This window comes from Lactobacillus sp. PV012, assembly GCF_014522325.1.
Taxonomy (GTDB): Bacteria; Bacillota; Bacilli; order Lactobacillales; family Lactobacillaceae; genus Lactobacillus.
Genome location: NZ_CP041983.1, coordinates 1,090,268 through 1,105,212, shown reverse-complemented (window position 1 = coordinate 1,105,212; position 14,945 = coordinate 1,090,268). Strand labels below are relative to the sequence as shown.

Genomic DNA, 14,945 nt, shown 5'->3' with positions numbered 1-14,945 from the left:
GAAAAAAAGAGGACATAATTTTACGTACAGTAAATTGTAGCTACAAAAATTATTAGGAAAGGAGCAAGAGGATGGAGATAGCCAAAATAGCAGAGAGTATTTTATTATCTGCTTGTGAAAAGAAAGTAAGCGACATATTTATTGTGCCTTATAGCAATACTTATCAACTAAACTTCAGATTGATGAGTGGAATTAGTAAATTTAAGGAGATTAGTTTAGAGACAGGAAAAGAATTACTAAACTTTTTTAAATTTCATAGTGAGATGGATATTGCAGAACATCGTCGTCCTCAAGTAGGGTCTTGGATTAAAAAAGTTGGGAAGCAAGAAATTTTTTTAAGATTTTCAAGTATAGGAAATTTTACTGATCAGGAATCAATGGTAATTCGTTTAATTTATCCGCGTCATGAAAATAACTATTTTTATAGTGACCAACTTGAAGAGATGGTTAAGTTAGCTGCATTAAGAGGAATGATCATAACCAGTGGTCCTACAGGATCTGGTAAAACTTCAACAATGTATGAGATAGCAAGGCGACTTGGGAAAGAGAAAATGGTAATGACAATTGAAGATCCAGTTGAAATTTGGCATCCTTCCTTTTTACAGACGCAAGTTAATTCAGCAGCGGGGATATTTTATCCAGATCTTTTGAAAGCTGCCTTACGACATCGTCCGGATATTTTAATTATTGGCGAAATTAGAGATAAAGAAACTGCCAGAATTGCTGTTAATGCGGCTTTAAGCGGGCACTTAGTATTGGCCACGGTTCACGCAAAAAGTACCTTTCAAACTATAGCTCGTTTAAAGGGATTGGGGATAAGCAAGCCAGAATTAGAGAATTCTTTAACAGCGGTGTCATATCAGAGGTTATTTCCAAATCGGCAAGGAAAACTAAGTTGTTTAATTGATATTGCTAGTCAAGAAGAATTAGCAATATCAATTTTGGAATCAAAAGACAGGCAAATCCAATTTAATCAGTGGGAGAAAAATTTAATGAATTTAAGGAAAAGGGGTGAAATCGATGAGAGGACCTTCTCTGCTTTTAAAAACGGATAAATTATCTAGTAAAGAACAACTAATTTTCTTAGAATACTTACGACAAACTTTAAAGAATGGCTTTTCATTAAATGCTAGTTTTAAATTAATGCCAGAAATTTGGCCAGCTAAGAAAGAAATATTAATTAAAATAAATGAGAAATTAGAAAAGGGTGAAAAGTTGAGTAATCTTCTATTGGAATTAGGTTTTTCTAAAACAATTGCTACGCAGATAAATCTGGCTTTGATTCAAGGAAGTTTAGAAGATTGTGTTACTCAATTAGTAGTTTTAACTAGATTAAAAATTAAACAGATGAAAAAAATTAGGGGAGAGTTGGCTTATCCAGCTGTTTTAGTGACGATGATGTTAATCCTACTTGGATTAATGCAAACATTTTTAAAAAATGAAATAATGGTTAGTGATAATACAAGTGATATTTTATTTGGGATAATCATTGGAGCAGTTGTAGCCTTAATTATAATTATTGGACAAGTTTTGATTTTATTACGTAAGCAAGATTATTATGCGTTAAAGAACTTAAGAAAATACCCCATAATTGGTAAAGCGGTGATTCTGTATGTCCAGTATTTAGTAACTTATGATCTTTGTTTACTTTTAAAAAATGGCTTTTCATTACAACAAATGTGCTTTCTTTTTCAGGGACAAACTAAAGGATCAATGCAACAAGTTTTGGGTGAAAAGGTCCGTCAGAAGATAGAGGAAGGAGAGTCTTTAGTAGAAATTATTGATCAAGAAATATTTTTGCCTCAGGGATTAAAGATGCTAGTTCAGACAGGATCAACAAAATCTGAAAATGCAAAGCGATGTTTAATACTAGGAAAAACTTTATATTATGAACTAACATTGAGAATTAACAAAATGGTTGTTAATGTCCAACCGATTTGTTTTATATTCATTGGGGCCTGTATCTTAGGGATGTATTTAAAAATTCTTTTACCAATGTATTCAACTATGCAAAACATTTAAATTAAGGGGAGAAAATGAATAAATTTACTAGAAAAATTAAAAAAGCTAAAGGGTTTACATTAATTGAAATGGTTGTAGTAGTAGCAATTATTGCAATTTTACTATTGTTGGTTGTGCCAAATGTAGTAAAGCAAAAACAACATGCTCAAGAAAGAACAAATGAGGCTTTTAAAACAACACTTCAAACTCAAGTGGAACTTTCAGAAAAGAAAGACGCAAAATGGGAAGACTTGGAAGCAGATGGCTATTTAACTAAAAAGCAAGTAGAGCGTGCAAATAAAGAGGGATACACATTGAAAGATGGCGAAGTAAGTGGTCCACAAAAGTAAAGGATTTACTTTAATTGAAGCCATTGTAATTACCGCAGTAGTAACTTTACTCTCGCTAGTCGGAACAGTTTATTTAAAAGGCTATCAAGAAAATCTAGAGTTGGTAGGTGCTCGTAGACAAGTTAGAATGGTAATTAATGAAGCATGCCATGAAGCTGTCATAAAAAAATCTATGAGACGAATTAATTTTTCTACAGAGACGCACCAATTATCTGTGGGAAGAAGTTTTTCAAATACCTCACCAATGGATACATTTGAAAATAAAAAAATATCATTTGGGAAGAATATTATGATCTACAATCTTGACGGCATGCTTATTTCTTCGAATGGCACCATAAATCCTCGCACAATTGTTATTAAAAATAAAAATAAGAAATTAAAGGTAAAAGTGCAAATGATGTGGGGGAAAATGATTGATGAATAGGCAAAATGGTTTTTTACTTTTAGAATCAAGTGTTTCGCTATTGATGGCTTGCTTAGGACTAGTTCTCTTGTTTACTACTTACGGTCAAACTAAAAAAATAGAAAATAAAATGGATAAAAGAGTAGATCGAGCGTATGCATATTATGTCTTATCGCAGACTAAAGTAGATAAGCTTGTAGTTCATGATCACATTTATCGACAAGCATCAGGAAAGAAAATATTTGATCAAACAGAAGAGCAAGTTTACGATGTTAAATAAAAAATGTACTGGTTTTACCTTAGCTGAAGCTATGCTAGCGATTTTGATTACAGTCTTTTGCATGCAAATTCTCTATTCAACTTTGTATCTTATAAAACACAGTGATAAGAATAAAGAACCAATAAATGAAGTAGCATATGCGTATGTTCAAATGAATAATTTTTTGAAAGAAAATAAGCATACAGAAATTGATTTAAATCGTTCAAATTCACAAAGAATTATTTTAAAAGTTTTAGATGAAAAATCTTCAATTAAGGAACCAGTTTTTAAACGGTATGTAATTACAGGCTATCAAGACATGATAAGGATGCAGGGAATAGCGGGTGGACATGTACCATTAATTTTAAATGTTACAAGAGTCAGCTTTTCTTATCATAAAACGAACTTTAAAATATCGTTTAACGAGGAAAAGAAAGGTAACTCAGAGTTAATCTTTCAGGTAGATGAGCCTTTAAAAGTTAAAAATGACGATAGTCATAAGGAAAAAGTAAATGAAAAGCAAAAAGAAAATAAAAGCTAGTGCGCTTCTTAGTGCGGTATTAGTGTTGATGACATGTATTATTTTTGTAGAGTTTTATATAGGATATTTTTATCGTAACCTCCATTCCAATCTACTTTTGTTAAAATATTTTCTTTAAGTTTGCGGGCATTCTTGCGCAGATAACCAATCCCCGTTAAAATGTGAAAAGTAAGGGGTTGAGAAAATGCAAAAACAAAATTTGGAAACATTATATCCAAAATTCGAAAAAGCAATTAAAATTTTAAAAGACGATTTAAATGTCTCATTTTCATCTGCATTAACAGAAACTTTTGATAATTTAGAAAACGGTAAGATTAAAGTAGAAGCAGGTGCACCTGCTAAGGAAACTGTCGCTCAATTAACTGAAGCTTATCGTAAACTTCAGTATGAAGACATTCCAAAAAAAGAGAAAATGCAAGTATTCACTTTGCTAGCATTAAAGTCAATTAGTGAAGATGGACGAAACTATACGCAAATGCCAACGCCACCTATTATTGCAACAATTATTGCCTTAATTTGGCAAAAAATTGTGCCAAGAGATTTTACTCATGTCATTGATCCAACAATTGGAACAGGAAACCTACTTTATTCTGTAATTGAGCAATTAATTGCTAATAATCATTCTCAAAATAATTATCAACTTTATGGTATTGACAATGATGAAACATTGTTAGATTTAGCTGATGTGGGAGCGCACTTAGATGATTTAAAAATTGAATTGTATCGTCAAGATGCACTAGATAGCTGGATGATTCCCAAAGCAGATGTTATCTTGAGTGATTTACCTGTTGGATATTATCCATTAGATAACAATGCACAAAAATTCGAATTACATGCTAATGAAGGCCATTCACTGGCCCATAAACTTTTAATTGAACAAATTATCAATAATTTAAGGCCAGATGGCTTTGCCTTTTTAGTGGTACCTAAGCTTCTTTTCACAGATGATGGAGCTTTAACTTTTATGCCATGGCTTGCAAAAAAAGTGAATATTCAAGCAATTATTGATTTGCCAGAAAAAATGTTTAGTAAGCAGGGACATGAAAAGTCAATTTTAGTTTTTCAAAATCATGGCGAGATGGCGAAACAAAAAGAAGTACTGGTTGCACAATTATCCTCTTTAAAAGATCCCCAATCCTTAGTAAAATTTAATATGAGACTAAATGATTGGTACAATAAAAATAATTAAATTATTAAGAGGTAATTTATGAAGAAGATTTTAGCAGTTAATTCAGGGAGTTCATCATTTAAATATAAATTATTTGCTTATCCAGAAGAAAAGGTTATTGCTTCTGGAATGGCAGATAGTGTAGGATTACCTAATTCTGTATTTAAGCTGAAATTAGCAGATGGGACAACTTATGAAGAAAAAAAGGATATCCCTAATCAAGAAGCTGCAGTTCAAAAATTATTAAGTTGGTTAAAAAAATATAAAGTAATTAATGACTTGTCTGAGCTAGGTGGTATTGGACATCGTGTAGTTGCTGGTGGGGAAGAGTTTAAGGATAGTACCATTATTACTCAAGATAATATTTGGAAAATCTATGATATGTCAGATTATGCTCCACTTCACAATGCAGCTGAAGCTGATGGAATTTATGCTTTTATGAAAGTTTTACCGGATGTACCAGAGGTAGCCGTCTTTGATACCTCATTTCATCAAACTTTAGATCCAGTGCAATATCTATACTCTGTTTCATATGATTACTATTTAAAATATCGTGCACGTAAATATGGTGCTCACGGTACTTCTGTACGATATGTCGTAAATAGAGCAGCAGAGCTTTTAAATAAACCAGTAGAGGACTTAAAAATGATTGTTTGCCACTTAGGGAGTGGTGCTTCTGTAACAGCTGTAAAAAACGGGAAATCATTTGATACTTCAATGGGATTTAGTCCGGTGGCTGGGTTAACAATGAGCACTCGAAGTGGTGATATCGATCCTTCAGTAGTCCAATTTATTATGAAGAAAACAAAAATCACTAAATTTGATGATGCAATTAATCTCTTGAACAACGATTCTGGACTAGCAGGAATTTCAGGTGTATCGCCAGATATGCGTGAAATACGTGCAGAAGCTGAAAAAGGTAATCGTCGTGCGCAATTAGCATTGGATATTTTTGTTAATCGAATTGTACGTTACATTGGTGAATACTTTGTTGAGATGGGCGGAGCAGATGTTTTAATTTTTACAGCAGGAATTGGTGAAAATGAAGTACCAATTAGAAAAGCAATTCTTGAACAATTGCATGACTCTTTAGGAGTAGTTATTGATGAGAAAGAAAATGCTGAAAATGGTGAAAAAGTAATTACTAAACCTGAATCTAAGATTACAGGAATGATTGTTCCAACTAATGAAGAGTTAATGATTGCTCGTGATGTAGTTCGGCTAACAGAAGAATAATCTTGTAAGTGTGTCAAGTTTCAAAATCATCCTCAGTATGGTAAAATAATATCGAACTGGGGATGTTTTGGGATTCGACAGGCGTAGATTCGCATTGACTGCGATTCGTAGGTTACGTCTACGTAAAAACGTTTCAGTTAAATATAACTGCAAATAACAATAATTCTTACGCAGTAGCTGCTTAGTCAGCCTGTGTGATCTAGAAATGGCTTGCTCATGGCTGTTTTCTAGGTTTTACCATTTAATGAGCTACGTTTAACTAACTACCTAAATAGTTAAAAATAAGATTTTTTAGGCATGTTTTAGTATTTTAGCCCTGTTATATGGCGTGATACTAGAACGAGATCAAGTAATATAACTATGATCGTAGATGTTAGTGACGGAATACGTTTGGACAGGGGTTCAATTCCCCTCATCTCCATTGAAGCATTTTTAATTGTTTTGTGAAGTTCCTTAAACCGCTTGGTTAAGGGATTTTTATTTTTATGAAGTTTTGAAAATTTATGAAAATATAGCAAAAGGGGGAGGTAACTTAAGAGGTAACATTTTTAGTATTTAGCTTAGATAACTAATTTAAATAAACAACAACTCTAGAATTTTAATTCTAGGGTTTTTCTTTTATGTGCATCCCTGTGGATAAAGATTATTTAAGTGCCTGCTCCATATGGGTAGAAATTAAACTTTTTCTCGTTCTTCTAAGGCTTTTTGATCTACGCCTGCTCCATATGGGTAGAAATTAAACATATAAAGGGGGCGGTAAAATACAGAATCTTGAGAAAGCATAAAAAAACACCTCACTATTTAAAGCGAGGTGTACACAGCTTAAAGCATTAACATTTTACTATATCTTGCTAGTTACCTTAACTATTCAAGATACAAAAAAGGTAATCAACCTTTTAAGCAGTGTAACACAGCAAGCTGTGCTTTTAATACACTAAGGAAGTTGATTACCTTGGTAGAAATTCTTTACTTAACTATCTTACTACTTCTTATCATTGAAATCGAGTAGCAATTAATAAACTGTATAATTTATCCCAAATTATTGATAAAATAAAAAAGGTGTATGCAGGAAGCACACACCAATTTTTTAACCAAAGAGGTGGTAAAAATAAAAACCTTTTTAGTTTGGCGCTTAGCTGGGGTGTACCACCAATACACCGTAAATCTGGCGCCTTAAAAGTCTATTTATTACCAGCCTTAAGAATTTCTATAATTCTTCTGTCAAAGTAATTATAGCATGAATCGGCGTTTACTTAAAGGCTTTACACATGGTGTAAGGTCTTTTTATTAGTTGAAGTATTTTAATAGGTTAAATATATAGTATCAAATTTTATTAAAGCATAATAATTGTGAATGAAAGTAGGGTTTAACGGTATACTAGTAATGAGGTGAATAAATATGAGAGAACCGATCTTCTTAACACCAGCTTTTAGACAGAAAATCTGGGGTGGAAGGAAATTAAAAACAGAATTAAATTATAATATTCCAGAAGGAAGTGTTGGAGAGGCTTGGGTTATTTCAGCCTATAAAGATAATTCTTCAGTAGTGTCTAGTGGAAAATATAAGGGAGTAACTCTTAGAAAATTATATCAAGACCATCCAGAGTTATTTGGTAATCCAGAAGATAAGGAGTTTCCTTTACTAGTAAAATTTTTAGATGCAAATGATAATTTATCGGTGCAAGTGCATCCAGATGATGAATATGCAAGAATACATGAAAATGATTCTGGAAAAACTGAAAGTTGGTACGTCTTACATGCTGAACCAGGTGCTCAGCTAATATATGGCCACAATGCTAAAAATAAAGAAGAATTAAAGAAAATGATAGACAGTGGGGAATGGGAAGAATTATTTCATTATGTTCCAGTTAAAACAGGTGATTTTTTCTATGTACCTGCTGGTACTGTCCATGCTCTAACTAAAGGAATTATGGTAATTGAAACCCAGCAATCAAGTGATGTAACCTACCGCCTTTACGATTGGGATCGGGTTGATGAGAAAACCGGAAAGAAAAGAAAGCTTCATATTGATAAATCTCTGGATACAATAAAAGTACCATTTGAGAATCCAAACATTGCTCCAGTGGTTAAAAATATTAAAGATGCCAAGATTACCATACTGGCTAAACCTCCTTTGTCACCACATTTTTATTTATGGCAAATTGATATAAATGGTAAATTTGACTGGTCACTAGATCAACATCCTTATTTGTTAGTCTCTGTAATTCAGGGAGAAGGTAAATTTATTAGCGATGACAAAGAGTATCAAATAAAGTTGGGTACAAATTTTATTATTCCAAATGGATTAAAAAAGTTCACATTTATTGGTAAAAATTTACGTTTAGTTGTTTCAGCACCAGTCGATGATGGTACAAGTAAGAAAGAGAAAAATTAAAAGGATTTTAGATTAAAATGCACATTTTAATGGTTGAAGATGATAAATCAGTTGCAGAAATGATGAAGTTATTTTTTGCAAAAGAAGATTGGAAAGTGACTGTCGCATTAGATGGAGAAGAAGCTGTTACAGAATTTAAGCAAAATCCAGACAAATACGATTTAATAACTTTAGATTTAAATTTACCTAAAAAGGATGGCGTAGAAGTAGCAAAAGAAATTCGAGCTATTTCTCAGGAAGTACCAATAATAATTTTAACGGCTCGAGATTCAGAGAGTGATCAAATTTTAGGATTAGGGATGGGAGCAGATGAATATGTAACTAAGCCCTTTAGTTCTTTAGCTTTGATTGCAAGAATAAAAGCATTGTATCGTCGCGCACAATTAAATTCTCAAGAAAATAATGGACAAGAAACAGATTTTGATGTTGTTACTAAACATATAAAAATCTCACGTGAGCGAAGAGAAGTATTTGTGGACAACAAAATTGTACCCGGCTTAACTCCTAAAGAATTTGATTTATTAATTACAATGGCTCAAAAACCGAAGCAAGTTTTTTCACGTGATAAGTTACTAGAACTAGTGTGGGGATATGAATTCTTTGGTGAAGAAAGAACCGTTGATGCTCATATTAAAAAGCTACGCCAAAAATTGGAAAATGTAGGACCTCAGATGATTCAAACAGTATGGGGAGTAGGCTATAAATTTGATGATTCAGAGGTTTAGGGTCGTATGAAACTATTTTATCAGCAAATGTTAGGCTTTTTCTTAATTATTGCGCTTAGTATAGGAATAATTGGTTATTCTGCAGTCCATTCATCAAGTAATCAAGCTTATGAACAGACTTATTCTCGTTTAGAAGGTTATGCGAAATCCTTAGGTGAATTAGCCCAAGAAGATAGTCCAGTTTCTCCTAGTTTAGATGAGAATTTTTTAAATAAAATGCAAACGGTCATGCAAGGTGAAGATATGAGCATTAAATTCTTTGATTTGGCCCGTAATCAACTATATCCCAGGACTGTATTGCGAGTTCAATTACCTGAATGGATAACGAAAAAAGTAAGTCAGGGGAAAATTGTCAAAATAAAGAATGATCATACGAATAAAGGACCAGCTTTTTCAAATCGGGATGCTTATACTAGTATTATTTACCCATGGAGAGATAGTAAAAATAAGATAATTGGCTATATTTGGATTGGTGCAAGAGTTAAGAATGTTGAATATATGATTGATCAAGAAAAAAGAAAATTGATCACGGCTCTAGGTGTTACAATGTTAATTGCGATTTTTTTGAGCTTTCTCTTATCTTTTTATATGACTAAGAGAATTCAACGTCTTTCAAGTGCAACCAAGAAAATTGCTGATGGAGATTTTGATGTAACGCTACAAGCAGGACAAGTGGATGAAATTGATGATCTAGCTAGGAATTTCAATGCGATGGTAAAAGCTCTTAGAAGATCAAATGATGAAATTGCTGCTCAAGAAAAAAGACGGGAAGAATTTATGGCGGATGCTTCGCATGAAATGAGAACCCCATTAACTACAATTAATGGAATCCTCGAAGGATTGCAATATAATGCTATTCCAAAAGAAGCAATTCCTAAGTCGATTGAATTGATGCAAGGAGAAACAAAAAGATTAATTAGACTAGTTAATGAAAATCTGGATTACGAAAAAATTCGAAGTAATAAGATTACTTTATTAAAAACGAAGTTTAAGGCTTTTGAGGTTTTGAATAATTTGGTTGTTCAAATGTCTAAAAAGGCCCAAGAAAAGAATGATAAACTAGTTTTAAATTGTCCACAAGATTTGACTATTTATGCCGATAAGGATAGATTTACGCAAATAATGGTGAATTTAATTCAAAATGCCATTCAATTTACTAAAGATGGAGTAATCAAGATTACAGGAAAGCATGTGGAACATGGGGCACAATTTAGTGTTGAAGATACAGGAATAGGAATGAGTGATGACCAAAAGAAATTTATTTTTGATCGTTTCTATAAGGCTGATGTTTCTCGAGCAAAGTATGGAAGTGGTGAATCTGGTTTAGGATTAGCTATTGTTTTGTCCTTGATTAGACAACATGGGGGGAAAATTGAAGTTGAATCTGATTTAAACAAAGGGTCCAAATTTATTGTCACTTTATATGATGAAGGCTATGAGCGATTTTTGAAAAAAGAATAATAAAAAAGTTACTTGATATTAATTTAGATCAAGTAACTTTTTATTATGACTATTTGGTTGATTTTTGACTGTTTTCAGTAATTTGATTTAAAACTGAATTTGGTACTGTAGTCAGTTTTTCCTTAGATTTTTCTGGAGCATTAGTAGTATAAAGATTAGTAGTTGAACTATTGTGATGCTGAGAATAAAGAGAAGTGGAGGAAGCCCCTAAGGTTTGCTCTAAGGCCAGCATACGTTGATAATTTTCAGCATAGTCAAATTCTGATGGATCAACTGGAATAAAACCTGTAGGTGTGTAAAAACGCAAAAGGTTGCGGCTATTAAGGAGATCAGAATTGTGTAAACTTTGATAGCCAAATTTAGTTAAAGAATTAATTTCTTGTTTTTGCCCTTTGGTAAAATGCGTCATCTTTTTTCCAGTTTGATTATCATAAATAGTACCTTTAATTCCTTTACCATTAACGATGACATATTTTGGAGTAACAATAGTTCCATTTCTAAAAACAACAACTTGGCGATGATCTTTAGAAAGAAGATCACTACCAAATTGAATATAGTTTTGGGTGTTAACTCCTAAAAGGTGTAGTAAAGTTGGTAAAACATCAATTTCTCCACCAATTTCGTTGTTAATGCCACCGTTAAGCCCCGACATATGGAGCATAAAAGGAACACGTTGTTCAGAAATATTATCATATTCACTCCATTGACTAGGTTGTTTACCTAAAAGCGGCGCAAGAGCAGTAGATTCTGAATTAGAAAGTCCATAATGATCGCCATAAATCATAATCAGAGAATTGTTGTAAAGTCCACTCTTTTTTAGGTAGGTAAAAAATTCTTTTACAGCTTGGTCAAGGTAGTGGGCAGTTTCAAAATAATTATTAACGGTTTGGTTATTAGTAGCTGAAGTTTTGAAAGTATCTTTATCTTGAGTATCTAAGTCAAACGGAATATGATTAGTGACAGTAATAAATTTTGTGTAAAAAGGTTGTTGTAAGTGTTCAAGATATTTGACGCTTTCGCCGAATAAAAGTTTATCTTTTAGACCATAACCACTTTTATCATTCTGATCTTGTGAAAAATAACTTCCATCGAAGAAATAGTTGTAACCTAAATTTTTATAAGTTTCATTTCGATTCCAAAAAGTTCCAACATTACCATGGAATACAGCAGAGGTATAGCCATTTTGGCGCAAAATTTGCGGAGCGGCTTGAAAAGTATTTTCTGACCCAAGAGATGAAAATAATGATCCATCAGAAATGCCGAAAGTGCCGGTTTCTAGCATATTTTCAGCATCAGAAGTTCTTCCAAGACCAACTTGATGATAAAAATTACTAAAGCTAATGGTATTTTTATTATGATAAAGAGAATTTAAGAAAGGAGTTACTTCTTGTCCATTAACTTTAAGCCCAATAAGAAATTGTTGAAAACTTTCTAGGTGAATAATAATTACATTTTTGTTCTTAGCTTTTCCAAAGTACTGGCTAGAAGGGGCAGTATAATTTTGTTTAGTAAATGTTAATACTTGATTGAGTGTATCTGCATTAGCGTTTTTCTTGACTTGGTTAGATTGAGCGCTTTTTAAAAGATCGTAGATTGAATAAGTATCAATACCCAGGTATTTAACTACATAAGAGCGATCAAAGGTATTACGCAGTAAGCGTGGACGAGAGGTTTCGGCTAACATCATATTCAAGGTAAGCATAAAGACGCCAAAAGAAGTAGCAGCAAAAGATTTTTTAAGTCCGTAACGCTTAGAGTCAATCTTTATTACTTTAAAAATTAAAAGAATGACGATGACAATGAGATCAAGCCATAGAATGATGTCAGAGGGATGCAGTAAAGCTACTGTACTCTTGCCCAATCCTTGTGATACTTTACCAGCATTTTGAATGGTTTTACTAGTTAAAAAGTCAGAAAACTGGCGATAATAAATAATATTTGCAAAAAGTAATATTGTATTTAGAGTATCTAAAAGCAACATTGCAATATAAGAAAAGATTGGCTTTGCTATATATAATCCTATACTCAAAAGAATGATTGAGCTACCTAGTGGTGTTAACCAAACAATAAATTGTTGGTAAGGGTCAGTTAAATTCAAGCGGAAATCAAAATAGACGGCAAACATATATTTTAGCCAAAAGCAAAGATTCAATAGGACAAAAAATCCTAAACGTGTTTGCCAAAAATTTATCTTTAGTTTTTTCAAAGTATTTTCTCCTTATAGAGATATTCTACTTGTATTTAGAAAAAACGCAAAATTTTTTAGAATTAATTAAAGATATTTCAAGCGCAAAGTGAGGTATACTAAATTTAAGAACAAAAAGGAGACCTACTTATGTTGTTTTTGCAGCCATTATATGAAGTAGTAACCCGTACTTTTGCAAATAAAGTGAATCATTTTGCTTTGATTAAACTAATATTTTACAGTTTAGATAAAACAATTTTTTATTTTTTAATATTTGCAGTTTTGAGGTTATGTTGGTTAATGTTTGTACGACATCGAAGAAAAATTAAATCAGAAATTGCTGTTTGGATTTTTGCCTTTTATTTAATTTTATTATTTATGCTGACAACCTTTAGAGATACTTATTTTCCATGGCAATTATCTTTTAATTTACATCTGCCACTGAGTGATATTAACTTAGTATTTATGAAAGAAACTATTAAGTTAATTCATGGAGCTAGTATTGTTGATTTCTTCTATAATTCTTTTGGAAATGTATTATGGTTTATGCCATTTGGATTTTTATTTCCAATTATTATTCAAAAAAGACATTGTTTTTGGTGGACTTTATTAGTCGGAGCTGCTATTTCAGTAAGTATTGAAGGCTGGCAGTTTGTTTTAATGACAGGTGTTAGTGATATTGATGATGTGTTTTTTAACGTGTGTGGGACAATCATTGGATATGGAATTTATAAATATGTAATTAATAATCATCATTTTGATTGATTTAATCTGTTTATTTTTTTCCTATCTGCTAAAATAAAAGTAGGTTTAAATTTATAAAGAAAAAGGGAAGTAAGAAAATGACAGAAATTGTACATTTAGATACTAGTAAATTGAAACCTTTTGTTCATGAAAATGAATTAAAGGAAATGCAACCAATGGTTACTGCAGCAGATAAAGTATTACGTGAGGGTTCTGGTGCAGGGGCAGATTTTCGCGGTTGGATTGATTTACCAATTAATTATGATAAAGAAGAATTTGATCGTATTAAAAAGGCTGCCAAAAAGATTCAAAAGGATTCTGAAGTTTTAATTGGAATTGGAATTGGTGGTTCTTACTTAGGTGCTCAAGCTTCTATTGAATTTTTAAATAGTGCTTTTTATGGCCGTGATAAAGATGATTACCCAACTGTTGTATTTTGTGGTAATTCTATCTCAGGTTCATATCTCTATGATTTAATCGAATGGTTGGGAGATAAGGATTTCAGTATTAATATTATTTCTAAGTCAGGTACTACTACTGAACCTTCTATTGCCTTCCGTGTTTTAAAAGAAAAATTAATTCAAAAATATGGTAAAGAAGAAGCTGTTAAGCGAATTTACGCAACTACTGATCGTGCTAAGGGTGCTTTAAAGACTGAAGCAGATGCAGAAGGCTATGAAGAATTCGTTGTACCAGACGATATTGGTGGACGTTTCTCAGTTCTTTCAGCAGTTGGTTTACTTCCAATCGCAGTAGCTGGTGGCGACATTGATGAAATGATGAAGGGTGCAGCAGATGCACGTGCAGCTTATACTAACCCAGATGATGAAGGAGATAATCCTTATAAATATGCTGCAATTAGAAATATTCTTTATCGTAAAGGTTATACTACTGAAATTCTTGAAAACTATGAACCAACTTTAAGAATGTTTGGTGAATGGTGGAAGCAATTGATGGGTGAATCAGAAGGTAAAGATCAAAAGGGTATTTATCCATCAAGTGCTAACTTTACTACTGATTTACACTCACTTGGTCAATATATTCAAGAAGGACGCCGTAATTTAATGGAAACTGTTCTTAAAGTAGAACATCCTCGTCACGACGTGACTATTCCAGATGATAAAGAAAACTTGGATCAACTAAACTTCTTATCAGGTAAAACTATGAATTACGTAAACGATCGTGCTTATGAAGGTGTAGTTTTAGCTCATACTGATGGTGGAGTTCCAGTTATGACTATTGATATCAAGGATCAAAGTGCACATACATTAGGTTACTTGATTTATTGGTTCGAATTAGCTGTTGGTATTTCAGGTTACTTAAACGGTATTAATCCATTTAACCAGCCAGGTGTTGAGAGTTACAAGAGAAATATGTTTGGTCTTTTAAATAAACCAGGCTACGAAGATTTACATGATGATTTAACTAAACGTCTTTAAGTCTAATAAAAAAAGAGCGCGAGCTCTTTTTTTATTTAT

The 14,945-nt window shown here is 32.4% G+C and carries 14 protein-coding genes and 1 other RNA gene; 14 read left to right on the top strand and 1 reads right to left on the bottom strand.

Annotation, left to right across the window (positions count from 1 at the left end; all coding sequences use genetic code 11):
* The first annotated feature begins 71 nt into the window (after nucleotides 1-71).
* The 12 genes from comGA to FP433_RS05440 all read left to right on the top strand — a co-directional run bounded on the left by comGA (nucleotide 72) and on the right by FP433_RS05440 (nucleotide 10,538).
* Nucleotides 72-1,055, top strand: coding sequence for a competence type IV pilus ATPase ComGA (gene comGA / locus FP433_RS05495; RefSeq protein ID WP_265486544.1), 984 nt, complete (start codon nucleotides 72-74; stop codon nucleotides 1,053-1,055).
* A complete protein-coding gene (locus tag FP433_RS05490) occupies nucleotides 1,021-2,022 on the top strand; it encodes a type II secretion system F family protein (RefSeq protein WP_265484186.1) in 1,002 nt (333 codons plus the stop codon). The genes comGA and FP433_RS05490 overlap by 35 nt, the downstream gene beginning before the upstream one ends.
* Before the next feature lie 14 nt (nucleotides 2,023-2,036).
* Complete coding sequence (comGC, locus tag FP433_RS05485) at nucleotides 2,037-2,351, top strand: competence type IV pilus major pilin ComGC (protein ID WP_265486543.1); 315 nt, start codon at nucleotides 2,037-2,039, stop codon at nucleotides 2,349-2,351.
* A complete protein-coding gene (locus FP433_RS05480; RefSeq protein ID WP_265484188.1) occupies nucleotides 2,335-2,775 on the top strand; it encodes a type II secretion system protein in 441 nt (146 codons plus the stop codon). The genes comGC and FP433_RS05480 overlap by 17 nt, the downstream gene beginning before the upstream one ends.
* Nucleotides 2,765-3,034: a type II secretion system protein gene (locus FP433_RS05475; protein ID WP_265486542.1), complete on the top strand. Its 270-nt coding sequence runs from the start codon at nucleotides 2,765-2,767 to the stop codon at nucleotides 3,032-3,034. Before FP433_RS05480 ends, FP433_RS05475 begins: the two co-directional genes overlap by 11 nt.
* Nucleotides 3,024-3,554, top strand: a complete 531-nt coding sequence (locus FP433_RS05470) for a competence type IV pilus minor pilin ComGF (RefSeq protein ID WP_265486541.1) — start codon at nucleotides 3,024-3,026, stop codon at nucleotides 3,552-3,554. Before FP433_RS05475 ends, FP433_RS05470 begins: the two co-directional genes overlap by 11 nt.
* Before the next feature lie 184 nt (nucleotides 3,555-3,738).
* Nucleotides 3,739-4,743 (top strand): class I SAM-dependent methyltransferase, encoded by a 1,005-nt coding sequence (locus tag FP433_RS05465; protein ID WP_265484191.1) that lies wholly within the window; start codon nucleotides 3,739-3,741, stop codon nucleotides 4,741-4,743.
* Between the two features lie 18 nt (nucleotides 4,744-4,761).
* On the top strand, nucleotides 4,762-5,958 hold the full coding sequence (locus FP433_RS05460; RefSeq protein WP_265486540.1) for an acetate/propionate family kinase: 1,197 nt from the start codon (nucleotides 4,762-4,764) through the stop codon (nucleotides 5,956-5,958).
* A 58-nt stretch (nucleotides 5,959-6,016) separates the two neighbouring features.
* Nucleotides 6,017-6,382: a transfer-messenger RNA gene (ssrA, locus tag FP433_RS05455) on the top strand.
* Between the two features lie 974 nt (nucleotides 6,383-7,356).
* On the top strand, nucleotides 7,357-8,352 hold the full coding sequence (gene manA, locus FP433_RS05450; RefSeq protein WP_265484194.1) for a mannose-6-phosphate isomerase, class I: 996 nt from the start codon (nucleotides 7,357-7,359) through the stop codon (nucleotides 8,350-8,352).
* A 17-nt stretch (nucleotides 8,353-8,369) separates the two neighbouring features.
* Complete coding sequence (locus FP433_RS05445; protein WP_265486539.1) at nucleotides 8,370-9,077, top strand: response regulator transcription factor; 708 nt, start codon at nucleotides 8,370-8,372, stop codon at nucleotides 9,075-9,077.
* 6 nt (nucleotides 9,078-9,083) lie between these two features.
* On the top strand, nucleotides 9,084-10,538 hold the full coding sequence (locus tag FP433_RS05440; RefSeq protein ID WP_265486538.1) for a sensor histidine kinase: 1,455 nt from the start codon (nucleotides 9,084-9,086) through the stop codon (nucleotides 10,536-10,538).
* 49 nt (nucleotides 10,539-10,587) lie between these two features.
* On the opposite strand, the gene FP433_RS05435 is transcribed toward FP433_RS05440, so the two are convergent.
* A complete protein-coding gene (locus tag FP433_RS05435; RefSeq protein ID WP_265486537.1) occupies nucleotides 10,588-12,744 on the bottom strand; it encodes an LTA synthase family protein in 2,157 nt (718 codons plus the stop codon).
* Between the two features lie 129 nt (nucleotides 12,745-12,873).
* Here FP433_RS05435 and FP433_RS05430 point away from each other — a divergent pair, with 129 nt between their 5' ends.
* Both FP433_RS05430 and FP433_RS05425 read left to right on the top strand, forming a co-directional pair.
* Complete coding sequence (locus tag FP433_RS05430) at nucleotides 12,874-13,488, top strand: VanZ family protein (protein WP_265486536.1); 615 nt, start codon at nucleotides 12,874-12,876, stop codon at nucleotides 13,486-13,488.
* Nucleotides 13,489-13,565: 77 nt separating this feature from the next.
* Nucleotides 13,566-14,906, top strand: coding sequence for a glucose-6-phosphate isomerase (locus FP433_RS05425; protein ID WP_265486535.1), 1,341 nt, complete (start codon nucleotides 13,566-13,568; stop codon nucleotides 14,904-14,906).
* Nucleotides 14,907-14,945 lie beyond the last annotated feature (39 nt).

What these genes read in the sequence shown, in the direction of transcription:
- FP433_RS05465 (WP_265484191.1), top strand. Translation starts at nt 3,739, where the DNA reads ATGCAAAAACAAAATTTGGAAACATTATATCCAAAATTCGAAAAAGCA.
- FP433_RS05445 (WP_265486539.1), top strand. Translation starts at nt 8,370, where the DNA reads ATGCACATTTTAATGGTTGAAGATGATAAATCAGTTGCAGAAATGATG.
- comGA (WP_265486544.1), top strand. Translation starts at nt 72, where the DNA reads ATGGAGATAGCCAAAATAGCAGAGAGTATTTTATTATCTGCTTGTGAA.
- FP433_RS05490 (WP_265484186.1), top strand. Translation starts at nt 1,021, where the DNA reads ATGAGAGGACCTTCTCTGCTTTTAAAAACGGATAAATTATCTAGTAAA.
- FP433_RS05430 (WP_265486536.1), top strand. Translation starts at nt 12,874, where the DNA reads ATGTTGTTTTTGCAGCCATTATATGAAGTAGTAACCCGTACTTTTGCA.
- manA (WP_265484194.1), top strand. Translation starts at nt 7,357, where the DNA reads ATGAGAGAACCGATCTTCTTAACACCAGCTTTTAGACAGAAAATCTGG.
- FP433_RS05470 (WP_265486541.1), top strand. Translation starts at nt 3,024, where the DNA reads ATGTTAAATAAAAAATGTACTGGTTTTACCTTAGCTGAAGCTATGCTA.
- FP433_RS05460 (WP_265486540.1), top strand. Translation starts at nt 4,762, where the DNA reads ATGAAGAAGATTTTAGCAGTTAATTCAGGGAGTTCATCATTTAAATAT.
- comGC (WP_265486543.1), top strand. Translation starts at nt 2,037, where the DNA reads ATGAATAAATTTACTAGAAAAATTAAAAAAGCTAAAGGGTTTACATTA.
- FP433_RS05425 (WP_265486535.1), top strand. Translation starts at nt 13,566, where the DNA reads ATGACAGAAATTGTACATTTAGATACTAGTAAATTGAAACCTTTTGTT.
- FP433_RS05440 (WP_265486538.1), top strand. Translation starts at nt 9,084, where the DNA reads ATGAAACTATTTTATCAGCAAATGTTAGGCTTTTTCTTAATTATTGCG.